This window comes from Legionellales bacterium, from assembly GCA_026125385.1.
Taxonomy (GTDB): Bacteria; Pseudomonadota; Gammaproteobacteria; order JAHCLG01; family JAHCLG01; genus JAHCLG01.
This window is the reverse complement of record JAHCLG010000003.1, coordinates 25,071-47,999: the sequence shown is the minus strand read 5'-3', so window position 1 is coordinate 47,999 and position 22,929 is coordinate 25,071. Positions and strand designations below refer to the sequence as shown.

At 39.9% G+C, this 22,929-nt stretch carries 24 protein-coding genes; 20 read left to right on the top strand and 4 right to left on the bottom strand.

The window, feature by feature from the left end:
- Positions 1 to 247 precede the first annotated feature (247 nt).
- A complete protein-coding gene (locus KIT27_01925; protein MCW5588399.1) occupies positions 248 to 826 on the top strand; it encodes a hypothetical protein in 579 nt (192 codons plus the stop codon).
- A 7-nt stretch (positions 827 to 833) separates the two neighbouring features.
- On the opposite strand, the gene KIT27_01920 is transcribed toward KIT27_01925, so the two are convergent.
- Complete coding sequence (locus KIT27_01920) at positions 834 to 1,238, bottom strand: type IV pilin protein (protein MCW5588398.1); 405 nt, start codon at positions 1,236 to 1,238, stop codon at positions 834 to 836.
- A 150-nt stretch (positions 1,239 to 1,388) separates the two neighbouring features.
- Positions 1,389 to 2,318 (bottom strand): S49 family peptidase, encoded by a 930-nt coding sequence (locus KIT27_01915; protein ID MCW5588397.1) that lies wholly within the window; start codon positions 2,316 to 2,318, stop codon positions 1,389 to 1,391.
- A 230-nt stretch (positions 2,319 to 2,548) separates the two neighbouring features.
- On the opposite strand from KIT27_01915, the gene clpB reads away from it, so the two are divergent.
- From clpB to KIT27_01875, 8 genes are all read left to right on the top strand, one after another.
- Positions 2,549 to 5,128, top strand: a complete 2,580-nt coding sequence (gene clpB, locus KIT27_01910) for an ATP-dependent chaperone ClpB (GenBank protein MCW5588396.1) — start codon at positions 2,549 to 2,551, stop codon at positions 5,126 to 5,128.
- A gap of 157 nt (positions 5,129 to 5,285) precedes the next feature.
- The gene (locus KIT27_01905) at positions 5,286 to 5,993 is read left to right on the top strand and encodes a gamma-glutamyl-gamma-aminobutyrate hydrolase family protein (GenBank protein MCW5588395.1); all 708 of its coding nucleotides are present in this window, start codon (positions 5,286 to 5,288) and stop codon (positions 5,991 to 5,993) included.
- Positions 5,994 to 6,082: 89 nt separating this feature from the next.
- Positions 6,083 to 6,511, top strand: a complete 429-nt coding sequence (locus KIT27_01900) for a universal stress protein (GenBank protein ID MCW5588394.1) — start codon at positions 6,083 to 6,085, stop codon at positions 6,509 to 6,511.
- Positions 6,512 to 6,731: 220 nt separating this feature from the next.
- Positions 6,732 to 7,172 carry an Hsp20/alpha crystallin family protein gene (locus KIT27_01895; protein ID MCW5588393.1) on the top strand — a complete coding sequence of 147 codons (441 nt, stop codon included), beginning with the start codon at positions 6,732 to 6,734 and terminating at the stop codon, positions 7,170 to 7,172.
- A 196-nt stretch (positions 7,173 to 7,368) separates the two neighbouring features.
- The gene (potA, locus tag KIT27_01890; GenBank protein MCW5588392.1) at positions 7,369 to 8,463 is read left to right on the top strand and encodes a spermidine/putrescine ABC transporter ATP-binding protein PotA; all 1,095 of its coding nucleotides are present in this window, start codon (positions 7,369 to 7,371) and stop codon (positions 8,461 to 8,463) included.
- Positions 8,450 to 9,304, top strand: a complete 855-nt coding sequence (gene potB, locus KIT27_01885; GenBank protein ID MCW5588391.1) for a spermidine/putrescine ABC transporter permease PotB — start codon at positions 8,450 to 8,452, stop codon at positions 9,302 to 9,304. The genes potA and potB overlap by 14 nt, the downstream gene beginning before the upstream one ends.
- Before the next feature lie 8 nt (positions 9,305 to 9,312).
- Positions 9,313 to 10,074: an ABC transporter permease subunit gene (locus KIT27_01880; protein ID MCW5588390.1), complete on the top strand. Its 762-nt coding sequence runs from the start codon at positions 9,313 to 9,315 to the stop codon at positions 10,072 to 10,074.
- Positions 10,074 to 11,105, top strand: coding sequence for a spermidine/putrescine ABC transporter substrate-binding protein (locus tag KIT27_01875; GenBank protein MCW5588389.1), 1,032 nt, complete (start codon positions 10,074 to 10,076; stop codon positions 11,103 to 11,105). Before KIT27_01880 ends, KIT27_01875 begins: the two co-directional genes overlap by 1 nt.
- Before the next feature lie 6 nt (positions 11,106 to 11,111).
- Here the strand turns inward: KIT27_01875 and KIT27_01870 are convergent, their stop codons facing one another.
- On the bottom strand, positions 11,112 to 11,423 hold the full coding sequence (locus KIT27_01870; protein MCW5588388.1) for a DUF3579 domain-containing protein: 312 nt from the start codon (positions 11,421 to 11,423) through the stop codon (positions 11,112 to 11,114).
- Between the two features lie 177 nt (positions 11,424 to 11,600).
- Between KIT27_01870 and pssA the strand changes: the two genes are divergently transcribed.
- The 4 genes from pssA (at position 11,601) to KIT27_01850 (ending at position 14,705) form a co-directional block, all read left to right on the top strand.
- Positions 11,601 to 12,374 carry a CDP-diacylglycerol--serine O-phosphatidyltransferase gene (gene pssA, locus KIT27_01865; protein MCW5588387.1) on the top strand — a complete coding sequence of 258 codons (774 nt, stop codon included), beginning with the start codon at positions 11,601 to 11,603 and terminating at the stop codon, positions 12,372 to 12,374.
- A 19-nt stretch (positions 12,375 to 12,393) separates the two neighbouring features.
- The gene (gene nadC, locus KIT27_01860; GenBank protein MCW5588386.1) at positions 12,394 to 13,218 is read left to right on the top strand and encodes a carboxylating nicotinate-nucleotide diphosphorylase; all 825 of its coding nucleotides are present in this window, start codon (positions 12,394 to 12,396) and stop codon (positions 13,216 to 13,218) included.
- A 157-nt stretch (positions 13,219 to 13,375) separates the two neighbouring features.
- Positions 13,376 to 13,756: a hypothetical protein gene (locus tag KIT27_01855; protein MCW5588385.1), complete on the top strand. Its 381-nt coding sequence runs from the start codon at positions 13,376 to 13,378 to the stop codon at positions 13,754 to 13,756.
- Between the two features lie 115 nt (positions 13,757 to 13,871).
- Positions 13,872 to 14,705, top strand: coding sequence for a hypothetical protein (locus KIT27_01850; GenBank protein MCW5588384.1), 834 nt, complete (start codon positions 13,872 to 13,874; stop codon positions 14,703 to 14,705).
- 479 nt (positions 14,706 to 15,184) lie between these two features.
- On the opposite strand, the gene KIT27_01845 is transcribed toward KIT27_01850, so the two are convergent.
- On the bottom strand, positions 15,185 to 16,543 hold the full coding sequence (locus KIT27_01845) for an L-serine ammonia-lyase (GenBank protein ID MCW5588383.1): 1,359 nt from the start codon (positions 16,541 to 16,543) through the stop codon (positions 15,185 to 15,187).
- Positions 16,544 to 16,758: 215 nt separating this feature from the next.
- On the opposite strand from KIT27_01845, the gene KIT27_01840 reads away from it, so the two are divergent.
- The 7 genes from KIT27_01840 to hda all read left to right on the top strand — a co-directional run bounded on the left by KIT27_01840 (position 16,759) and on the right by hda (position 22,926).
- Positions 16,759 to 17,526 carry an FKBP-type peptidyl-prolyl cis-trans isomerase gene (locus KIT27_01840; GenBank protein ID MCW5588382.1) on the top strand — a complete coding sequence of 256 codons (768 nt, stop codon included), beginning with the start codon at positions 16,759 to 16,761 and terminating at the stop codon, positions 17,524 to 17,526.
- Positions 17,527 to 17,623: 97 nt separating this feature from the next.
- Entirely contained in the window at positions 17,624 to 18,862 is a 1,239-nt protein-coding gene (locus KIT27_01835; GenBank protein MCW5588381.1) for an MFS transporter, read from the top strand.
- A gap of 137 nt (positions 18,863 to 18,999) precedes the next feature.
- On the top strand, positions 19,000 to 19,278 hold the full coding sequence (locus tag KIT27_01830; protein ID MCW5588380.1) for a type II toxin-antitoxin system RelE/ParE family toxin: 279 nt from the start codon (positions 19,000 to 19,002) through the stop codon (positions 19,276 to 19,278).
- A 17-nt stretch (positions 19,279 to 19,295) separates the two neighbouring features.
- Positions 19,296 to 19,595, top strand: a complete 300-nt coding sequence (locus tag KIT27_01825; protein ID MCW5588379.1) for a HigA family addiction module antidote protein — start codon at positions 19,296 to 19,298, stop codon at positions 19,593 to 19,595.
- Between the two features lie 484 nt (positions 19,596 to 20,079).
- Positions 20,080 to 21,147 carry a DUF2066 domain-containing protein gene (locus tag KIT27_01820; GenBank protein MCW5588378.1) on the top strand — a complete coding sequence of 356 codons (1,068 nt, stop codon included), beginning with the start codon at positions 20,080 to 20,082 and terminating at the stop codon, positions 21,145 to 21,147.
- A 9-nt stretch (positions 21,148 to 21,156) separates the two neighbouring features.
- A complete protein-coding gene (locus KIT27_01815) occupies positions 21,157 to 22,233 on the top strand; it encodes an AI-2E family transporter (protein MCW5588377.1) in 1,077 nt (358 codons plus the stop codon).
- A 3-nt stretch (positions 22,234 to 22,236) separates the two neighbouring features.
- Positions 22,237 to 22,926, top strand: a complete 690-nt coding sequence (hda, locus tag KIT27_01810) for a DnaA regulatory inactivator Hda (protein MCW5588376.1) — start codon at positions 22,237 to 22,239, stop codon at positions 22,924 to 22,926.
- Positions 22,927 to 22,929: the final 3 nt, after the last annotated feature.

Genomic DNA, 22,929 nt, shown 5'->3' with positions numbered 1-22,929 from the left:
TGGCAATGTGTAAGAGAGTTGATTAAAAATGAGCAGAAATAGTGATAAAGTGAAATTTAAAAATACAATAAAAAAAAGAATTTATAACAGAATTAGCTGAAGTCACAAATACATTATATAAAAAACTAGTTTAATTTTCAATTTTTAATCCATGTAAATTGACTATTGTCTAAAACGTTTAAAAGTAATAGTGATATTATTTTAAACCATAGAAGTTAATTTTTTGATAAAGCATTGGGAGTTTATTATGAATGCAAATAATCCAAAGCAAGAAGTGCAAATTTCTGCAATTATTAATTCGGAGCAAAAAATGGAAAATTTGGTAAAAGCGTTGATGGCACATGGTTTTGCTATGCATGATATTGTTGTCCAAGCCAGTGCGGAAAAATTAGACAAACAATTTTCACAAAAATATATTGATCCTAAAAAATTACAAAAAAATCCCCGCACGCCCAAATCATTTCCCTTGTTAAGGGATGAACTAGGTTGGACTTTGGGATTTATGATAGGTCTGCCGATGTTTTTTATCATTATTCTGGGATTATTGCTCTTCGGTGACGGAGACTCGATTGCACACAATTACCGCGTATTACTTGTGAGTGTGGTTGTGGGATTAATTCCAGGCTCACTGTTAGCCCAGTGGTACCATCATCGACGCACACTTCGCGAACATCATCAATTTCAGCACGGAGGTAAAGTGATTTGGATCCATGCTATTGGCCAAAATCAAATTGATCAGGCAAACTCGTTGTTAAAAAAATGTCATGCTAAAATGATCCGCGAACAATTTTTACAATATGTCGAGAACCACGACCGGAGATGGTGAGTAGACGCTAACGTCTCCAGCAGGTGTTGACATTTTCAGTGCCCGTGACACCAATAACGCCGGCTTGCGTGAGGGTAAAACTCCCGCAGGGGTCATTAGCTTGCGTCGTGCCTGCGACGGGTGTGGCACGAATGGTAAAGGTATTTGCGGTTTGAGTTGGAATGCTTAAGGTATAATTCGCAGGGTTGGTTGCTCCTAAACTTGCCGGTGTGGCGATGGTCGCATAGGTATTATTCATGGTGTGAAAGCGCTCCATGCGTGCCGCTAAATCGTTGAGCGACATCGTGGCTTCTACTCGACGGGTGGCCATAATGTGTTGATTATACATAGGAACTGCAATTGCTACGATCACGCCGACAATGGCGACCGTGATCATCAGCTCGATTAAAGTAAAGCCTTGGTTACGTTTCATTTAATTCTCTACTCCCCGGATCAACTCTTTTAAGTTTAGCTCAATTTTTTAAGCCTGTTTGGATTAGGCTGGATTAACAATATCCCTCGTTGGCCACAGCGAATTGGTAACACGCCCTAGTGATCCTATTTAAAACCATAACAGCCGCATTTAGCTTAAATGTCGCAACAGACCATCGGCAAAATCGGTGGTTAGTCCACGGCTTAAGCGATCGATAAAACTGACTGGACTACGATAATTGACAATATTTTTAGTTTTAAAGAGATCCCTTGCCACATCGGCCACACTCTTCATGCCATCGACTAAGCCGATGCGCTCTGCATCCGCGCCGGTCCACACTAAGCCGGAAAATAAATCGGGGGTATCTAACTTTAAGCGTGCGCCACGACCTTGTTTTACTTTATCGATAAAAATTTGATGGGTTTTATCGATGATATCTTGTAAATAGTGTTTTTGCGTATCATTCATCGGTGAGAAAGGATCAAGCAAGCCTTTATTTTTACCTGCAACCAATAGGCGACGCTCGATACCGAGTTTTTGCATGGCATCGGTAAAACCAAAGCTGCCAATCATCACGCCGATGGAGCCGACTAAGCTTGAGGGATCGGCGTAAATAGCGTTTGTGCTAGCGGCGATGTAATACGCACCGGAAGCGCAAATATCGGAACACACCGCATAAATTTTTTTGCTGGGATAGCGTTGGCGCAAACGTGTAATTTCGTTATACACTTCATCTGCTTGTACGGGTGTGCCGCCTGGACTATTAATATTTAAAATTACCCCTAAGGTATTTTTATCTTGAAACGCGCGATTAAGATTGCGAATGATGTGCTCTGCGCTATATTCGCCACCGGGGAAAATAGTGCCGGTAATGTTGATGATGGCAGCATGAGGCGTTGAAACACCTGGCATTTCTGTGGTGTTATTAGGCCATAGTATGAGAATAAAAATTAAAACATAAAATAAGAACATTAACTTAAAAAAAATTCCCCAACGACGCGCCCGCCGTTGTTCTTGCAAACTCGCAAATAATAGTCGTTCTAAAACATCTTTTTCCCACTGCGGTTGTTCTGCTGACATGATTTTTTCCTAAAGCGTATTTGATTATCGAACATTGTAACCAAGACAATTAAGATAGCAAGCACTAGAAAGTGGTATACACCTTACGCAGAGTCTGCGGTATTGTTATCAACAGCAGTTTCGCACTTGTGCGAAACTGCTGATCAAGTGAAAATACCAACTTGAAATTTTTTATTTATTCCCCATTTCTATTACAATCTAATTGATGTTTAACACAGGATGGCTTACTCATGCGTTATGATAAATTAACTTCTAAATTGCAATTAGCCTTAAGCGATGCGCAATCGTTGGCAATTGGGCGTGATAATCAAATGATTGAACCCTTGCATGTATTAAAAGCACTGCTCGATCAAAATGGCGGAACGGCTAATCATATTTTAAATAATGCCGGTGCTAATATCGCACAATTACGCAGTCATATTGATAATGCCTTGGATAATTTACCTAAAGTGAGTGGCGCTGCGAGTGGTGAATTACATATTTCTTCCAGCTTGCAACGCGTGTTAAATATCACCGATAAATTAGCGCAAGCCCGAAAAGATCAGTATATTTCCAGTGAATTATTTTTATTAGCACTCCTCGAAGATACCGATCACGCAGGTGAATTATTACGACGTAATGGCGTGACGAAAACGGCATTAGAAAAAGCCATTCACGCGATTCGTGGCGGTGAAACTATTCACGATCAAAACGCTGAAGAGCACCGTCAAGCATTGGAAAAATATACCATCGATTTAACCGAACGCGCTGAACAAGGCAAGCTCGATCCAGTGATTGGTCGGGATGATGAAATTCGTCGTACGATTCAAGTCTTGCAAAGACGCACCAAAAATAATCCCGTATTAATTGGTGAGCCTGGTGTGGGTAAAACCGCTATTGTCGAAGGACTTGCTCAACGCATTATTAATGGTGAAGTGCCAGAAGGATTAAAAAATAAACGTTTATTATCGCTTGATTTAGGCGCATTAATCGCTGGAGCAAAATTTCGTGGTGAATTTGAGGAGCGCTTAAAAGCCGTATTAAACGATTTGGCAAAACAAGAAGGACAAATTATTTTATTCATTGATGAAATTCATACCATGGTCGGTGCGGGTAAAGCAGAAGGTGCTATGGATGCGGGAAATATGCTAAAACCCGCGTTAGCTCGCGGCGAATTACACTGTGTGGGCGCGACTACGTTAGATGAATATCGCGAATATATTGAAAAAGACGCAGCCTTAGAACGTCGTTTTCAAAAAGTATTAGTTAATGAACCCACCACAGAAGATACCATTGCAATTTTACGTGGTTTAAAAGAACGTTATGAAGTACATCATGGTGTAGAAATTACCGATCCCGCGATTGTCGCTGCAACTATTTTATCTCAACGTTACATCACCGATCGCAATTTACCTGATAAAGCGATCGATTTAATTGACGAAGCGGCGAGTCACATTCGCATGGAAATTGATTCCAAACCTGAAGAAATGGATCGCTTAGAACGGCGGATTATTCAATTAAAAATTGAACGCGAAGCCTTGCATAAAGAAGAAGACGAAGCTTCTAAAAAACGTTTGGAAGATTTAATTCATCAAATTGAAAAATTAGAAAAAGATTATTCCGATTTAGAGGAAATTTGGAAAGCAGAAAAAGCCGCTGTTGAAGGCGCTAAAAATATCAAAGTTGAATTAGAGCGTGCTCGCAATGAATTAGAAACGGCGAGACGTGCAGGGGATTTAACGCGGATGTCGGAATTGCAATATGGCAAAATTCCTGAATTAGAAAAAAAATTAACGGTAGCACTGGCGGCTGAGCAGGCAGATAATCAACCGCAATTATTGCGCAGTCGGGTAACCGATGAAGAAATTGCTGAAATTGTGTCAAAATGGACGGGTATTCCCGTCGCCAAAATGCTGGAGGGTGAAAAGCAAAAATTATTACACATGGAAGACTATTTGCATCAACGGGTGATTGGACAAGAAGAGGCGGTGACAACGGTAGCCAATGCCATTCGCCGCTCACGCGCGGGGTTATCCGATCCTAATCGTCCTGTTGGATCGTTTTTATTTTTAGGCCCAACCGGTGTGGGTAAAACAGAGTTATGTAAAGCATTATCAGGCTTTTTATTCGACACTGAAGCCGCCATGGTGCGGATTGATATGTCGGAATTTATGGAAAAACATTCTGTGGCGCGTTTAATTGGCGCACCGCCTGGATATGTGGGATATGAAGAAGGTGGCTATTTAACCGAACAAATCCGCCGTCGTCCTTATGCTGTTATTTTACTGGATGAAGTGGAAAAAGCGCATCCTGATGTTTTTAATATTTTATTACAAGTATTAGACGATGGTCGTTTAACCGATGGGCAAGGGCGTACCGTGGATTTTCGTCACGCCGTGATTGTCATGACCTCAAATCTTGGTTCGCATTTAATTCAAGAATACGCCAGCGATCCCGAAAAAATGCGCAGTGTGGTGCAAGAAGAGGTCGCCAATCATTTTCGCCCTGAATTTTTAAATCGTTTAGATGCGCAAGTGATTTTTCATGGCTTGCAACGCGCACAAATTCACGATATTGCCCGTATTCAAATTCAACGCTTAGCATCACGTTTACACGATCGTGAAATTACATTAACACTGGATGACAATGCCCTCGATTTAATTGCAAATTTAGGTTATGACCCAGTCTATGGCGCAAGACCTTTAAAACGTATTATCCAACTTCACTTAGAAAACCCCTTAGCACAAGCAATTTTAGCAGGAGAGTATCCAGCAGGATCGCATATTAAAGTCAGTAGCGCACAAGGAAAAATTGTCTTTACTAAAACTTAAAGGTGACAGGAGTTTCGTAGTAGTGCGAAACTCTTACATTATTTCAGGTTACGTATTTTAATTAAGACGCGTTGATAAGTTGCTCTTCAGAGTAGAATTGTCAACGCGAGCTAACGGCGCTACAATCCATTTAAATATCCTCTTGAGAATGGAAAGCATGCAAAAACCTCTGATCGGAATTACCAGTTATTGGACGGAAAATAACGATCATCTTTACATGCCTAAAGCCTATATTCGTGCCGTGAGAGCAGCGGGTGGTATTCCTATTTTAATTTCCCCCGGTTTGCTCGAGGTCGGCGAGCTTTTAAATTTGATTCAAGGCGTAATTTTTACGGGTGGCAGTGATGTTAATCCTGATTTATATCGCGCTCCTAGTAAACATCCGGCACTTGAAAAAATCAATCATGAGCGCGATAACGCAGAATGGGAACTTGCTGAAGCCGTTTTAAAAAAACGCTTACCTATTTTTGCCATTTGTCGCGGAGCGCAATTAATTAATGTGCTGCAAGGGGGAAGTTTACATCAACATTTACCCGATGTTTATGGCGAAACCATTTTACATCGCGGTGAGAACTGTAAGCCGGTGACGCATCAGGTGCAATTGCATTCGCCTTCCATTCTCAGCAATGCCTATCAGTGCGAGGCGTTTGAAGTTCATTCATGGTATCATCAATCGATTGATCAATTAGGGCAGAATTTGCGAGTAGTAGGATCGTGTGGTGATGGTGTGATTGAAGCCTATGATATGCCAGATTATTCTTGGTTACTAGGCGTGCAATGGCATCCTGAGTTATCGGCAGCCAGCGATCCGCTGCAACAAACTTTATTCGATTTATTTGTTAAGGCAAGCTCAAATTATGCCTAAATTCTCCCATTGAGCTGAGTAGGTGTAGCCAGTCCATTGAAAAATGTCTACAATAAGTATTCTGCTTCAGCTCGTAAAAGGAATTTATCATGTCACTTTATACACATATTCTAGTTGCTGTGGATTTTACCGAAAAAAACAAACTTGTTGTCGAAAAAGCCCAACAACTTCGTCAATTAACGCAAGCTAAATTAAGTGTATTACACGTCGTAGAACCTATTCCTGCCAACAGTTACGGATTTATCGACGTTATCGATTTTGAAGCGCAAATGTTAGATCGCGTGCGCGAAGAATTAAATACATTAGCTAAACAATTAAATTTATCAGAACGCGATTGCCATTTAGAAATGGGTCCAGCCAAATCGCAAATTCTTAATACCGCAAAAAATATTCAAGCCGATGTGATTATTATCGGCAGTCATGGACGTCATGGATTTTCAGCTTTGTTGGGTTCAACGGCAAATTCAGTCGCTCATCATGCTAAATGTGATGTGATTATGGTGCGGATCGAAGACTAGGGTATAACGGCAATTCTACTTTGATGGCCTAAGCTCGTTGCTTTGTTGTGATCCGCTGCTCATTTTCTGCCTGTAAACTGCGCACGATGATGAAAAATCAACGCGCTAAATCTCAGCATAGTAAATTGTCAACACGCCCTAAATTTTTTATTTTTTTACTTGAAAAAATTTACCGCAACCCCATTTTTATACTCAGAAGATGATTGGAGGTAAAGTAAAAATGAGTAAAGTTAATGTGTATCGTCCTTGGGGTAATCTGGCAAAAATTCAAGATGAATTAGCGAATATTGTTAATCGTTCTTTATATGGCGATGATTCTAATGTTGCCACCAGTCAGTGGTTACCATTAGTTGATATCGTCGAAAATGAAAAGGCATTTGTATTGCATGCTGATTTACCTGGCGTTGATGTTAAAGATATTCAAGTGTTTATGGAAGATGGCATGCTCACCATTAAAGGTGAACGCCACAGTGAACATCAGCACGATGAAAAATTCTATAAACGTATCGAACGCGCTCACGGTGAGTTTTATCGTCGCTTTAGTTTACCAGATACTGCCGATGGTGAAAAAATTGCCGCAAAAAGCAAACATGGCGTGCTTGAAATCGTTATTCCTAAAAAGGAAAAAGATCAAAGCCGTCGTATTCCCGTAGAAGGTTAATCCTTTTTTCTCTTGATGTTGTTAAGCCTCTGCGCCAGGGAGTCGTTCCTGGCGCAATTTCTTGACTTCAGGAGTTTCGTACTTTCAATGCGCTACTCCTTCCTGGATTGATTACCTTGCAATTTTTCTTGCAATTTTTTGTAGATCCTATATAAATCACACTTTCGTTGTCGGAGCGGAGGCGGCTAGTGTGGCACTGGAAAATATTATCGAAATTAAACAATTAACCAAATCCTATGCGGGGCATCCCGTTCTGCTAGATATCAACCTCGAAGTTCGCAATGGTGAAATATTAACCCTGCTGGGTCCTTCGGGTTGTGGTAAAACGACCTTATTAAGACTCATTTCTGGTTTTGAAGATCCCAATGAAGGCGAAATCTTTATTGCAGGGAAAAATGTGGCGCGATTAGCACCGAATTTGCGTCATGTGAACACAGTTTTCCAAAATTATGCCTTATTTCCACACATGACCGTATTTGAAAATGTCAGTTTTGGTTTACGCTGCCAAAAGTTACCCGAAGATGAAATCCGCCACCGTGTGAACGAAGCCTTAGCTATCGTTAAACTCACCGGCTTTGAACAACGTCGTCCCGCGCAATTATCAGGCGGTCAACAACAACGTGTGGCGATTGCGCGTGCTGTTGTGAATCAACCTTTGGTGTTATTGTTCGACGAACCATTAAGCTCTTTGGATTATCGCCTACGCAAAAACATGCAATTAGAATTACGTCAATTACAACGCAAATTAGGTATCAGCTTTATTTTCGTGACACATGATCAAGAAGAAGCCTTATCAATGTCCGATCGCGTCGCGATTATGCAACACGGTCGAATTGTGCAACAAGGCACGCCTCGTGAAGTCTATGAACATCCCAGTAATCTTGCAGTGGCCAAGTTCATTGGTGAAGTGAATATTTTTGATCTAGAAATTTTACAAGCCAACGACGATGAAATTCTGGTGAATTTGGATGGACTCGATTTAAACTTAAACAATCAGGCAGGATTTGAAGTAGGGGATAAAATTCATGTGATTGTGCGCCCTGAAGATTGTCGCGTGCTCGATCGCACAGAAGTCGAAGATCCCGATAGTATGCTTTCTGGCCGGGTCGAGGAAGTGATTTACAAAGGTTCAACCGTGGATTTAATGGTGCGCTTAAATTCTGGGCGTTTAATTCACGCCACAGAATTTTTTGATGAAGAAGATGAAGACCTGGCTTATACCATTGGCGAATCGGTGTGGATAGATTGGATGTTAGGATGGGAAGTGATATTGCCTTATGAAAAAGGATAATTATTTTAAATATTTTTCAATAAGTTTATTTTTAACCTGGTTATTTTTATTCGGGCTTTTGCCGTTTATCTTTGTATTTTTTGTTAGCCTCATGCATCGCGATCCAGAGATGGTGCTGACATTTCATTTTACGCTCAGTCATTATTTTGAATTATTTAATCCTATTTATTTAAATATTTTTCTCAAATCGTTTTACGTTGCTGGCAGTTGTACCTTATTGTGTTTAATTGTTGCCTATCCTTTCGCCTATTTTTTAACACAGGTGAATGCTAAATGGAAAAATTTTTTATTATTATCCTTAATCATTCCTTTTTGGACCAGTTCATTAGTACGCAGTTATGCCATTATCACGTTGATTAAAACTCGCGGAGTATTGAATTGGTTTTTATTAAAGTTTGGATTTATTCATGTGCCCTTGCAACTTTTATTTACCAATACCGCAGTCATGATAGGATTAGTTTATAATTTATTGCCTTTTATGATTTTACCTTTATATACCAACATAGAACGCATGGATTTGCAGTTAATTGAAGCGGCTCGTGATTTGGGTGCCAAACCGTTCACCGTTTTTCGTCGAATCATATTACCCCTAACCTCTCCTGGAATCATCGCCGGTTGTATTTTAGTATTTTTTCCTGCCATGACAGTATTTTATATTCCTGATCTGCTTGGCGGTGCCAAATCATTATTATTAGGTAATTTAATCGAAGAACAATTCTTAACTAGCCAAAATTGGCCATTGGGTTCGGCTGTGAGTGTCACCTTAACTTTGATCATGGGACTCATGTTATCCATCTACTGGCGGAGTTCACGCGGTACCGATCGGCGGGAGTTAGTATGAAACAATCGATGCGTACGGTTAAAATGGGGTATATGGGATTAATTTATTTATTTTTATATACACCTATTATCACGTTAATTATTTTTTCGTTTAATCAGGCACGCTACTCTACGCAATGGCAGGGGTTTACCTTGAACTGGTATCACACTTTATTTGCCAATAGTGATTTGTGGTCATCGGCTTGGCACTCCATTATCATTGGTATTTTGTCTTCCACGATGGCGAGTTTTATTGGTTTATTCGCCGCGATGAGTTTATATCGCTATAAATTCATGGGAAAACAACTCAGCTATATCATCGTATTTATTTTAATTGTGATGCCCGATCTCGTATTCGGAATCGCATTATTAGTGCTTTATAGTGTTTTTCATTTTCCCTTAGGATTTTTCAGTTTATTGATTGCCCATATTACTTTTTGTATCCCCTTTGCGATTGTGATCATTTACAGTCGCATGCTCACGCTGGAACGTAATTTATTTGAAGCGGCTAAGGATTTAGGCGCGAGTGATAGTGTAGTCTTAACCAAAATCTTGCTGCCGATTTTATTTTCGGCGATTGCTTCAGCCTGGTTATTGGGTTTTACCTTATCGTTAGATGATGTCTTAATCAGCTATTTTGTCTCAGGTCCTAGTTTTCAAATTTTACCGCTGGCAATTTATTCGATGGTACGCCATGGGGTAAGACCCGATGTTAATGCGCTGTGTGCGCTGATGTTTTCTGCCACGTTAATTCTCGTGATTGGTGCTCATACCCTATATAGGAAAAAATAATGCGTATTATTTTATTCATTTTTTTAATGCTATTGGCGACATTTGCAGGAGCGGAGGAGCCAGTATTAAATATTTATGTGTGGTCTAATGAAATACCCTATGGTGCCATCAAGCAATTTGAAAAAGATACCGGCATTAAAGTCAATTATTCCACGTTCGATAGTAATGAAGTATTATTTGCCAAGTTAACGGCCGCCGGAAATCCTGGGTACGATATTATTCAACCCACCAGTTATTATGCTGATCGCATGCGTAAATTGAATATGCTAGAAAAAATCGATACTAAACGCTTATCGAATTTTCACTACGTTGCTCCAGAATTTTTGCACCCACAGTATGATCCTGAAGGAGATTACACCATTCCCTTCGTTTGGGGCGCAACAGGAATTTTTTATAACACAAAGTTTTTTCCTAATTTACACGTAACGTCATGGTCACAATTATGGAATACACAATTTCGCGATAAACTTTTATTATTAGACGACCCGCGCGAAGTGTTTTCATTAGCGTTAATGGTGTTAGGCTTATCCCCCAACACTAGCGATCCGGCAGAAATTGTTAAAGCTTATGAAAAAATTCGCACCTTGACGCCAAATATTAAAATTTTTAATAGTCAGTCTACCAGTAGTTACGCTATCGACGATGATGTCACCATTGGCATTATTTGGAATGGCGATTTTTTTAATGCTAAACGCGAAAATCCCAATTTGCGATTTGTTTATCCTGAAGATGGTTTTGTGATTTGGGTAGATACGCTGGCTATTCCTAAAGATGCTCCGCATGTCGAGAATGCCTATAAATTTATAAATTATATGTTGCGCCCCGATATTGCTAAATGGTCAACCATGGAAAATGGTTTCCCTACGGCGAATTGGAAAGCCAAAGAATTACTACCACCAGATATGCAAAACGATCCCGTATTGTATCCCTCAGCAGCAATTTTGCAGCATGGCATATTCCAAACGGATGTGACAACAACGGCGCTGGCTCTTTATGCAAAATATTGGGAATTATTAAAATTGGGAATGTAAAAAAATTTAGCTGGAGCTATTTTCATTATCATCGTGGATTAATAAATCGTTATTTTTGGCAAATAACATGATTGATTCGTATAGAGCTGGATTCGATTCTTTCAGTGCGGGGTCTAAAATCACACATTTATTGCCATCGCGTTGGCTGGGTTGTAACAAAGGTGAATAACGAATTCGGCGTTTTTGAAACGTGCACAGTTGCCCACTCATACGTTCCGCCCAATCGCTAGGGCGAAAAGGTTCACCTTGATGAGTAACCCCTTCAATCACAATGCGTTTAAGAGACTGTTTCAAATCGTCTGGGTTTTGCTTCGTCATAATTTTTATAATTAACTACTGTATTAAGATGGACGTCATTATACCGCTCTGCAATAAAAATGCGAATTAAAAATGAAGTCAAGTTTAGCAAGTCACCTCAACCCTATCTCAAGTTTCTACTTCCCTCCCATCGGCGAAACCGTTATCCTATGCTTTTTCAATAAGATGGAAGTAGGTATGGGAATTTTGAAGTCGCCTGTTGAGGATGAAAACGAAAATCGCCGGTTGCGTGGAATTTATCTTTTACCCAATTTATTAACGACTTGTGGTTTATTCGGCGGATTTTATGCCATTGTCGCCGCCATGAATGGGCTATTTAATATTGCTGCGATTGCCGTATTTGTCGCGATGATAGCCGATGGTATGGATGGGCGAGTGGCGCGTTTAACCAATACGCAAAGTGCGTTTGGTGCGCAATATGATTCCTTGTCCGATTTAGTCGCCTTTGGAATTGCCCCCGCCTTAGTGGTTTACAGTTGGTCGTTGGTCTCGCTAGGCAAAATTGGTTGGCTTATTGCTTTTTGTTTTGCCGTTGCTGGGGCATTGCGTTTGGCGCGTTTTAATGTGACAAGCTCCAGTAGTAAACGTTATTTTCAAGGTCTACCCATTCCTTCAGCGGCGGCCATTGTCACAAGCTTAGTGTGGATGGGACATCATTTTCATATTGCTGGAAAAAGTATTTCATTGTTGGTAGCACTCATTACCATTGTGGTTGCCATGCTGATGGTTAGCAATGTGCGCTTTCATAGTTTTAAGGAGTTAGATTTTAAGGGGAGGGTGCCCTTTAGCAAATTAATTTTAGTGGTGATTATTATCGTGTTTATTGCCATCGATCCACCTACGGTGTTGTTTGTGTGTTTTATGCTTTATGGATTTTCAGGACCGCTGATGCGTTATCGCCGGATTATGTTATATCTAAACTACCGTCGACAAAAAAAATTGAAACTATAAACAGGAATAACAGTAGAAAATGGAAAATCTAAGCGAAATTATCCGACTTGCGTTGCAAGAAGATATAGGTAGCGGTGATATTAGTGCCCAATTAATTGCTCCTAATAAAATCGTTCACGCCGTGCTAATTTCGCGACAAGCCGCTATTGTTTGTGGTATAGAAGTGGTAAAAGCCATTTTTTCACAAGTGAGTGCAGAGGTCACGCTAAATGCCCGGGTCAGCGATGGTGATTTCATTGAAGAAAATCAAACGTTAATTGAATTAACTGGCAATGCCCGTACTATTTTAACGTTAGAACGTAGTGCGTTAAATTTCCTACAATTGCTTTCTGCAACCGCAACAACAACGCATTATTTTGTTGAAAAAATTAAACATACCCAAGCACAATTATTGGATACCCGTAAAACTATCCCAGGTTTTCGCGCATTGCAAAAATACGCGGTGCGTTGTGGTGGCGGAAAAAATCACCGCATGGGATTATTCGATGCTTTTTTAATTAAAGAAAATCACATTCGTGCGTGTGGCGGCATTACACAAGCCGTGAAGCGCGCACGAGAAATCGATCCCCATAAAATCATTGAAGTCGAAGTAGAAAATTTAGCTGAATATCATGAAGCGATTAACAGCGGCTGTGAAATTATTATGTTGGATAATTTTGAATTGAATGTACTACAAGAAGCAGTAGCTATTCCTCACGGTGTTGCCAAACTAGAAGCATCGGGCGGAGTGAATTTAAACACGATTACGGCAATTGCTGAAACTGGTGTTGATTATATTTCAGTCGGTAGTATCACTAAACATATACACGCGGTTGATTTGTCGTTGTTGGTTGATCTAAAATAAGCAACTTTTAAAGTTCTTAAACTGGCAGATTAAGTAAAAAGATAATAAAATTGTCAACACATTCCAAACGAAAACGCAATAATCCTGATTTTATTTGCGATTGGTCTAAAGTATATTTTTACAAAATTAAATGAATAAAAATCGTATAGGAGGTTTTATGTTAGGTTTATATGAGCCAGCACTTAAAAATAGAATTGCAAAGTTTTATGAGAAATTACCAGCCAATATTTTGGCAGAAAATGCTACGATTACAATCGATGAATTATTGGCTATGAAAGTCATTGCTGATCAGTATCATCAAAATAGGCAATCCTATGCCTGTGTTTTTCCATTGGATTGGGATTTAAAAATGGCTGAATGCTGTTTGCGCGCGGCGTGGAAACTTGCTTGCACGTCTAAACAGCATTTTACCGAATGTGAAGAGTTGCTGACTTTGGCGAACAATTTGATTCCAGAAGATAATAAAGAATATCGCTGTTATTTTCACTATGTAACCATAGCAGTTTATCACTCTCCAGCATGGAAGGAAAATTCATAGCCACCAAGTCTGGAAGGAACCCGATGAAATCTCGGCAGCCACTGCAATTAAAAAAGCTATAGAACTCGCAAATACGGTAGCAGATATCAAAAATTCACAACTGATTATGGGTCATATGTATGCGGAAGCCCATTTAATTGCGTTACGTCTCGGTAATATCGAAGAGGTCGAAAAAAACTATAAAAATGCCAATGCTTTATTTTCTGCAAGCTCAGCAAATAATCCTAAAATTAATGATAAATTGCCATGGACCGTTTATTTGCAGTCATTAGGTAGCGAATTGAACGAATTAATAAGACGTGTCGAAAAAAATCAGGCTCAACATTATATCTCATTGGCGCGACAAGCTGATGATATAGCATCGAAAATGAAGCATGCCGACCAAGCAATAAAGGTTTTGGAGTGTTATATTAAAGATATGAGTACTAAAGAGAGTATTAACGATGCTAATGATGCCTATCTTTGCAATGTAATTGCAGAAGCCTATTACGAAGCAGCAGTATGCAGAACTAACAATGAAACTGAAAAAAATCAAAAATTAGAGTTTGCAAAACAATATGCTACGAAATCGCTTAGATATTTTAATGCTAAAAATATGTCCGATCATAACTTCTTTCGCTCCAATCTTATCCTCGCAGAATGCGCATTGGCACAAGATGCTTCAGATAAATCAACAAAAGTAACAGGCGTTTTTACCAATTTATTACAAAGAGGATTTACCGGAGATTTAAGAGTTCGCACTATTTATCTTGTAGTCGACTGCAACGATGACAGTATATTAAATTCTATTTTAGCAAATAATGTGGAAAATTTAGAAAAATTAACAACCTTTATAGGTCAAGAAGTAAAAAAATTATCTGCTAATGAACAAGCAAACTCTAAATTCAATACTTTTCTCGAAATGTACGATAAATTAAAATCTAGCTGTCAACCTAAACCAACTAGTTAGTAAAAATTATTTCCGCGCTCAATGCGCGGGAAATTTGCTTAGGTGAAATGCAAAATGCGTGTTGCGGCGGAGAAGGAATGACCAAATCGCCGATAGCCCGCTTTGCACATAGATTGAGCGTCCGTATTGAAATACTCCTGCAATAGTGTGTTTAATGTTATGTGTAATGAACGGATAAATAATATTTATCCGTCATTGCTACATCATATTGATAAATCATCGCTGTGCAAAAGCCCGGAAAAGTTAACATCGTTTGAATGTCGTCGGCGAGTCAACGTTGAAACTTGATGAAAATACGTGGTTCGATTTCTAGATGGACTTTATAAACGATCATCTTAGAGCCCATTCAAAGGCTCCAAGCTTGGTTCAGAAAGTGTCGATTTTTGAGCACCGGAGCGCAGTTTACCCGTCAGTAAATGAGCACCGGCGCACAGAGAATCGGCAGTTTATGACCAAGATTGGAGACGTTGAACAGGCTCTTAACAATCCGGTACGTTGACTGCTAAACCGCCTTGCGAAGTTTCTTTGTAAATCGTCATCATATCGCGTCCGGTTTGTTTCATCGTGGCGATGACATTATCCAGAGGAACCTTGTGCTTTGCATCTTCCATCAAACATAAACGTGCCGCATTGACGGCTTTTACGGCTCCCATGGCATTGCGTTCGATACAAGGAATTTGCACTAATCCGCCAATCGGATCGCAGGTCATGCCGAGATGATGTTCCATGGCGATTTCTGCGGCTTTTTCAACGTGATCGACACTGCCACCCAACACATGCGCAAGTGCGCCAGCCGCCATGCTGGAAGCCACACCGACCTCACCTTGACATCCAACTTCTGCACCAGAAATCGACGCGCCTTTTTTGTATAACACCGCAATCGCACCCGCTGTTAACAAAAACTCAACAATGCCTTGCTCATTTGCACCATCACAAAATCGTCGATAATATTCTAGTACCGCAGGAATAATTCCCGCAGCACCATTGGTGGGGGCGGTGACCACGCGAGAACCTGCGGCATTTTCTTCGTTGACTGCCATGGCAAATAAATTGATCCAATTAAGAACGCTGATCGAATGTTGCGGATCGGTTTGCTTTTGCATTTTTTCCCATAAAATAGGGGCTCGCCGTGTGACCTTCAAACCTCCCGGCAAAATGCCATGGGTTTTACACCCTTTTTCGATACACTCATGCATGATATTCGCAATTCGCAAAATTCCTTGGTAGATATCTTTTTCGCTGCGGGCAATTTTTTCATTGGCTAACATAATTTCAGCAATCGATTTTTGCTGGGAATGGCAGTGATGTAATAATTCTTGCGCGGTATCGAACGGGTAAGGTTCTGTTAATTGATTACGTTGTTGGCCAAATTCCGCTTCCGTAACAATAAAACCACCACCAATCGAATAGTAAATTTCTTCAGCCAGTATTTCTGTCTCTGCATAGGCGCAAAAACGCATGCCGTTAGTGTGTTTAGCTAATACTTCGGATTTACGAAATAATAAATCGCTTTCATAATTAAAATGAATTTTTTTTTGAGCGAATACTAATAAAGTGTGTTGAGATTGAATCTCTAAAACACGTTGGTTGACAGTATCGGGATCGATTTTTTCTGGTAATTCTCCAGCCAAGCCCATTAGTATGGCTTTATCGGTGCCATGGCCAATCCCTGTGAGTGCTAACGAGCCATAAAGTTCAACCGTCACGCGAGTGAGTGATTGCAATTGACTTGGTGTGAGTTTATGGATAAATGCCTGTGCAGCTCGCATGGGACCCACGGTGTGTGAACTCGATGGTCCAATGCCAATGGAAAATAAATCGAATAAACTAATGTGCATGATAGTGCTATTTTTTGAGTTAAATAGAGATTTTAAAAGTTCTCTTGCGCTTGCACAAGAAGAAATTGTGCTTGAATACAGCCTAACACTGGGCAAAAATTTTTTTTAAAAAATAGTAAAAAAAAACTGGGATTTATTTGTAATTTCAGGCACAATGCAAATCTCGAATGGCGTGTAGCCAAAGTTTTCCAAAATGGCACAAACAGGAGTGTGACATGAGATTAAGTTTACTAACCACTGTTGCTGCGGCAAGTTTATTAGTGGGTCAAGCCTTTGCAGCAGCTGCAAGCGACTCTGCGGCATTAGCCGATCAAAAATCCAAAGTCAGCTATGCCATTGGCATGAGTATTGGTCAAAACTTCAAAATGCAACAAATCGATGTCGATCCTCAATTAGTTGCGCGCGGTATCACCGATGCTATCACTCCCGATGCTAAACCTTTAATGGATAAAAATGCCATCGAAAGCACGATGACTCAATTCCAAAAAGACATAATGGCCAAACGCGAACAACAGTTTAAAGATGAAGCTAATAAAAATTTAGAAGCCAGTAATAAATTTTTAAGCGATAATAAATCTAAAGAAGGCGTAAAAGAAGCTGCCAACGGTTTGCAATATAAAGTTATTACTGAAGGTAATGGACCTCAACCTACCACGGACGATTTAGTCACGGTGGATTACGAAGGTAAATTAATCGACGGTAAAGTATTCGACAGCTCTTATACACGCGGTAAACCGGTTACGTTTAAAGTATCTCAAGTCATCCCAGGTTGGACTGAAGCATTAAAAATGATGAAAGTCGGATCCACATGGGAAGTGTTCGTTCCACCTACATTGGCCTATGGCGAACATGGTATTGGTGGAATGATTGGTCCTAATCAGGCCTTGATTTTTAAAATTCATTTAATCAAAATAAACACACAAGGCGATGCTAAAGAAGCGGCTGCAAAAGCCGATACCAAACCGGCAAAAGCTTCTCACTAATTGAATTTACGATCATCACTTTGGCGGGCAACCTCTGTCCGCCTTTTTTTTATTCCAATTTCACGCTCTGCTGACGTTATGTTGAAGGACTAACCACATGATGCGTTTTAGAAAACCCACCATTTTACAGGGAATGAGTCATCGCCGAATTCTCATCACAGCGTTTTTGGCATTTTCCTCAGGCTTACCTTTTTCGTTAACGGGAACCACCCTTCAAGCTTGGCTGAGTGAAGCCGGAATGAATATTAAAACCATTGGCTTATTAGGATTAGTGGGTTTGCCGTACGTATTAAAATTTTTATGGTCACCCTTAATGGATCGCTTTGTGCCACCTTTTCTTGATCGTCGGCGGGGATGGATTGCGTTAATGCAACTGGGATTATTCGCAACACTACTGGCCATGGCCACGTGGCAACCTCATCAGGGGACATGGGTGATAGCGAGTCTGGCCTTGCTCGTCGCCTTTTTTTCAGCGTCTCAAGATATTGTGATTGATGCGTATCGCGCGGATTTATTACACGACACCGAGCGTGGTCTGGGAGCAGCCGTGACCATGGGTGGTTATCGCTTAGCCATTATTGTTTCTGGAGCCTTCGCCTTAGGCTCTGCTTATTATATTGGCTGGCATTTAACTTATGCCATCATGGCGGTATTGATGTTAATTTGGGTCGGCATTACTTGTATGGGCGAAACGCCCAGTGGTCATATTCAACCTCCGCGTTCGTTACACGCTGCAGTCATTGAACCTTTTATACAATTTTTGTCGCGCTCGCATGCCGTGGGCTTATTGCTGTTGATCATGACGTATAAATTAGGCGATGCTTTTGCATCTTCCTTGGTAACTCCCTTTTTACTAAAAGGTTTGGGATTTAATTTAATCCAAGTTGCCGAAATGAACAAACTGGTGGGTATGCTCTCGAGCATTGTTGGCAGTTTTGTCGGCGGATTTATTTTATTACGTTTGGATTTATATCGCGCCTTACTGGGATTTGGTGTGCTGCAAGCTATTTCGAATGTGATGTATTTATGGTTAGCGCTCGCCGGAAAAGTGTATTGGTTACTCGCACTGACAGTATTTGCCGAAAATTTTTGTTCCGGTTTAGGTTTAAGCGCGTATTTTGCCTTGCTAATGGCACTCTGCGACAAACGCTATTCTGCCACTCAATATGCCTTGTTTTCTGCGGCCTTTGCATTAGTGCGCGTTTTAATTTCTCCACTTGCTGGAGCCATTGCCGCCCATTTTGGTTGGATAGACTATTTTATTTTCAGTATCGTGTTATGTTTACCCGGCTTACTGTTAGTGTTGAGGTTAAGAAAGTTGATCATCGCATTATGAAAGAGGGAGTTAAAATATTTAGGGTCCATCAGCGCGAGTGACAATTGAAAATTTGCTAAAATTGTAAAAATTACTATCTTCAACGCTACCTCATGTTTTTTATTGACAACTGTATATATATAGTATACAATTTAAACATGATCAAAGGATGGCGACATAAAGGGCTTAAAAAATTTTATGAGACTGGAAGCAAAGCAGGGATACAACCCAAGCATGCCGAGGTACTTAGCATGCTTTTATTGCAATTAACGAGCGCTATCAAACCGGAGGATATGAATACTCCAGGAAACTATTTCCATTCTTTACAAGGAGATTTAGCTCAATATTATTCTGTTAAAGTCAGCGGTAATTGGCGTCTTATTTTTCAATTTGAAGGACAAGATGCCATTTTGGTTGATTATCTCGATTACCATTAACAACGAGGTGACTATTTATGATTATGCATAACCCCCCGCATCCTGGACTCCTTGTGAAGCGTATGTTAATTGATAGCGCAGAATTATCTGTCACGGCTGCAGCGAAAGCGCTAGGTGTTGGTCGAGTAACGTTATCGAAAATTCTTAATAAAAAATCAGGCATTAGTCCTGAAATGGCGGTGAGGTTATCATTAGCACTTAATACCAGTAGTGAAATGTGGATCAATATGCAAAGCATGTATGATCTTTCTCAAGCGGAGAAAAAAAGAGGAAAACTTGGTGTGAATATTAAAAAACTTAAAATTAGGGCATGTTGAATCAAGTTTTAAAATTGTTAAAATCTCCATTCTCAACACTGCTGATCGTCCCTGTGTTTTTTTGACGAAACGCAATCTTCAAGATGTGGGCTGATATACTCAAAACAATTGGATTTTAGGCGAGGCGTCGAGTTAAAGCTACGAAGGAGTGTATACTGAATACATAACTGAGTAGCTTTAACTCGACAACAAAGCCTAAAATTCAAGTGTGAAGAGTATATCGTAACGATGAGATATTTTTACATATTTTCTTAATAACTTGAAAATGCAGGCTCAATACGATTTGTATTTTTGCAAAAAATGATTTGGTTCTTGATAAGTTAAAAAAATATCCTTTCAACGATTCTTTGTCATGAGACTCTCAAAACCTGAGGATTCCGAGTTAAAGCCGCGCCTTCCCACGTATTGCGTATAAAAATTCCTTTTTATCCTCATCACCATTATAATGTCGGCATTCTAGCTGTGTTATACAGGAAGTTTTACCATGTCGCGTTATTTTTCAAGTTTATTGGCAAGCCTTATGATTTTTGTAAGTTCATCGGGATTTGCCCAAGCAGTGAATTCGTTTTATCAAGTTGATATTCCCATCGCGAATATGTCGGCGCAAACTCGTCAGCAAGCATTTGTGCAAGCGTTGCAAGCCGTATTAGTAAAAATTAGCGGACAATCATCCATAATCAATAATGCTACGTTAAAACAGCAATGGTCAAAAGCCGATACTTATGTGGATCAATTTAATTTTTTCGATAAAAAAATGACTCAAAGCGATGGCATGCCAGAACAGCAGCTGTATCTCAACGTCCACTTCGATCCTTCTAGCATCGATCACTTACTCACACAAGCTAAACAACCGATTTGGGGACATAATCGTCCCACGACCTTAGTGTGGATTGTGCAACAAACGGCGACGGGTAAAACCTTGATTAATGATACTGCCAATCCCGTTAGCCAATTGATCGATCAGGCAGCAAAAACTCGTGGAATTACGCTATTATTTCCTCTTTTAGATTTGCAAGATATGAATAATATTAATGATCAAACGGTGTGGGAATTTAATCAAGAAAGCATCAAGCGCGCCTCTGCTCGCTATGCGGTTCCTGCTATTTTAGTTGGAAAAATGCAGGTTGATGATCAAGGAAATTGGCGCGCACAATGGCAAAACTACATTGGCAACGATCAAACTCACTGGGAAACGCAGGGCAAAAATTTAACCGCGGTGTTAAATCCGGCAATTAATACCTTAGCAGATACGTTGGCGAGTCATTTTAAAACAAACGAAAAAACAGATTTTCAGACAGCGAGTTTAACGGTGATGGGGGTCAATCAATTGGCGACATTTGATCAGATCAAAACCTATTTGGCTGGCTTAAAAGTTGTTAAAGAGGTAGAAATCGCCAATGTAGAGCCAGACTATGTGGTATTTAATCTACAAATTAATGGCACAGTCAACGAGTTAACAGCAGCCTTGGCTAATGATCAAAAATTAAAAATCAATTCAGATCCTAGCTCGACAGCCGCTGCTAATCATTTAATAACCCATTGGGTGGGCTAAGGAGATCACATGCTCAAATCACGTAGTTGGATAATCATTGGGTTTTTTTTCGTTGTTATCTTTTTAATTTACCATTTATCTGCGGTGCTGGTACCATTTTTAACCGCTGCTCTAATTGCCTATTTATTTGATCCGCTGGTTGATTTTTTGCAGCGTCTGCGAATATCGCGTACCATTGGCGTAGTCATAGTATTTATTATTTTATTTTTCATCATGATATTATGTGTTTTTTCTCTGCTCCCGCTATTGCAAAAACAAATTAGTTTAATCATTAATCGATTTCCACAATTTTTAGAAAACATTCAACAAACGCTCATTCCCTGGCTTCAAGAGCATCTGGGTTTAAATTTACATCTCGATTTGGGGCAGGTAAAAAATGCAGTGACTCAACATTGGCAACAAGCTGGTAATGTTGCAGTGAGTGTAATGAGTGCTGTCACGCACTCAGGACTCGCAGTATTAGCATTTTTTACCAATTTAATTTTAATTCCAGTGGTAACATTTTATTTACTCCGCGATTGGGATCGGTTAATTGCAGGTATTCAGCGCTTATTACCCCGTCCACAAGAACCAATTATTTCTGCCTTAGCCAAACAATGTGATGAAGTGATTGCAGCATTTTTGCGAGGTCAACTATTGGTAATGTTGGGTTTAGGAATAATCTATACGCTAGGTTTATTAATGATTGGTCTTGATGTTGCGGTTATCATTGGGATGTTAGCGGGATTAATGAGTATAGTTCCCTATTTGGGATTTATTGTTGGAATGATTGCAGCAAGTCTCGCTGCGTATTTGCAATTTCACGATGTTATTCATTTAATCTATGTTCTGATTGTTTTTGCAGTTGGTCAAACAGTAGAAAGTTCGGTATTAACACCCATTTTAGTCGGCGATAAAATAGGACTTCATCCAGTGGCTGTTATCTTTGCAATTTTAGTGGGCGGACAATTTTTTGGTTTTACTGGTGTTCTTCTCGCATTACCTGTTGCTGCTGTGACCATGGTATTAATTCGTTATTGGCGAACACGTTATCTCCACAGTGAACTGTATTCAGGAGCGAGCGTAGTGCAGGTGGAGGAAAAATAATTAATGCAACAATTAACTTTGCCCGTGCAATTAGATGATGATGCAACCTTTGCAAATTTTTATGTGAGTGATCATAATCAACAGGCTGTTAGTGCTGTAAAAAATAGCATGCACTCGATTGTGTCAATGATTTATTTATGGGGTAGTGAAAATTGCGGACGCACTCATTTACTCCAAGCGGCTGCTCATCAAGCGCAACTTAATGCGACGAGCGTATTTTATTTATCGTTGCGCGATTTTTCTTGTTATCACCCCGATATTTTGCAAGGGATCGAACATTATTCATTAATTTGTTTAGACGATGTAGGTTACATTGCCAGCAATAAAATTTGGGAAGAAGCCTTATTCCACTGTTACAATCGCATCTTTGATGCCAAAAATACTTTGCTGATGAGTGCTGCGACGACTCCGCAAGATTGTGGTTTTTATTTACCCGATTTAGCCTCACGCTTGGCTTTTGCTGCAATTTTTCATTTACACCCGTTAAATGATAATGAAAAAATTCAAGCATTTATTTTGCGAGGTAAACAACGAGGGTTAGAGATCTCGACAGAAGTAGCCGAATTCATTATTAAACGTTGGCCGCGAAAAACCAGCGACTTATTTCATGCGCTCGAAAAAATTGATAAGGCATCCTTAATTTTACAACGAAAAGTTACCATACCTTTTGTAAAACAAGTTTTGGAGATTTAACCA

Coding starts and splice junctions, on each gene's coding strand:
- KIT27_01905 (MCW5588395.1), top strand. CDS start 5,286: ATGCAAAAACCTCTGATCGGAATTACCAGTTATTGGACGGAAAATAAC.
- clpB (MCW5588396.1), top strand. CDS start 2,549: ATGCGTTATGATAAATTAACTTCTAAATTGCAATTAGCCTTAAGCGAT.
- KIT27_01820 (MCW5588378.1), top strand. CDS start 20,080: ATGTCGCGTTATTTTTCAAGTTTATTGGCAAGCCTTATGATTTTTGTA.
- KIT27_01815 (MCW5588377.1), top strand. CDS start 21,157: ATGCTCAAATCACGTAGTTGGATAATCATTGGGTTTTTTTTCGTTGTT.
- KIT27_01920 (MCW5588398.1), bottom strand. CDS start 1,238: ATGAAACGTAACCAAGGCTTTACTTTAATCGAGCTGATGATCACGGTC.
- nadC (MCW5588386.1), top strand. CDS start 12,394: ATGGAAAATCTAAGCGAAATTATCCGACTTGCGTTGCAAGAAGATATA.
- KIT27_01900 (MCW5588394.1), top strand. CDS start 6,083: ATGTCACTTTATACACATATTCTAGTTGCTGTGGATTTTACCGAAAAA.
- hda (MCW5588376.1), top strand. CDS start 22,237: ATGCAACAATTAACTTTGCCCGTGCAATTAGATGATGATGCAACCTTT.
- KIT27_01870 (MCW5588388.1), bottom strand. CDS start 11,423: ATGACGAAGCAAAACCCAGACGATTTGAAACAGTCTCTTAAACGCATT.
- KIT27_01855 (MCW5588385.1), top strand. CDS start 13,376: ATGTTAGGTTTATATGAGCCAGCACTTAAAAATAGAATTGCAAAGTTT.
- KIT27_01825 (MCW5588379.1), top strand. CDS start 19,296: ATGATTATGCATAACCCCCCGCATCCTGGACTCCTTGTGAAGCGTATG.
- KIT27_01915 (MCW5588397.1), bottom strand. CDS start 2,318: ATGTCAGCAGAACAACCGCAGTGGGAAAAAGATGTTTTAGAACGACTA.
- KIT27_01840 (MCW5588382.1), top strand. CDS start 16,759: ATGAGATTAAGTTTACTAACCACTGTTGCTGCGGCAAGTTTATTAGTG.
- KIT27_01880 (MCW5588390.1), top strand. CDS start 9,313: ATGCGTACGGTTAAAATGGGGTATATGGGATTAATTTATTTATTTTTA.
- KIT27_01925 (MCW5588399.1), top strand. CDS start 248: ATGAATGCAAATAATCCAAAGCAAGAAGTGCAAATTTCTGCAATTATT.
- potB (MCW5588391.1), top strand. CDS start 8,450: ATGAAAAAGGATAATTATTTTAAATATTTTTCAATAAGTTTATTTTTA.
- KIT27_01875 (MCW5588389.1), top strand. CDS start 10,074: ATGCGTATTATTTTATTCATTTTTTTAATGCTATTGGCGACATTTGCA.
- KIT27_01850 (MCW5588384.1), top strand. CDS start 13,872: ATGTATGCGGAAGCCCATTTAATTGCGTTACGTCTCGGTAATATCGAA.
- pssA (MCW5588387.1), top strand. CDS start 11,601: ATGGGAATTTTGAAGTCGCCTGTTGAGGATGAAAACGAAAATCGCCGG.
- KIT27_01835 (MCW5588381.1), top strand. CDS start 17,624: ATGATGCGTTTTAGAAAACCCACCATTTTACAGGGAATGAGTCATCGC.
- KIT27_01830 (MCW5588380.1), top strand. CDS start 19,000: ATGATCAAAGGATGGCGACATAAAGGGCTTAAAAAATTTTATGAGACT.
- KIT27_01845 (MCW5588383.1), bottom strand. CDS start 16,543: ATGCACATTAGTTTATTCGATTTATTTTCCATTGGCATTGGACCATCG.
- KIT27_01895 (MCW5588393.1), top strand. CDS start 6,732: ATGAGTAAAGTTAATGTGTATCGTCCTTGGGGTAATCTGGCAAAAATT.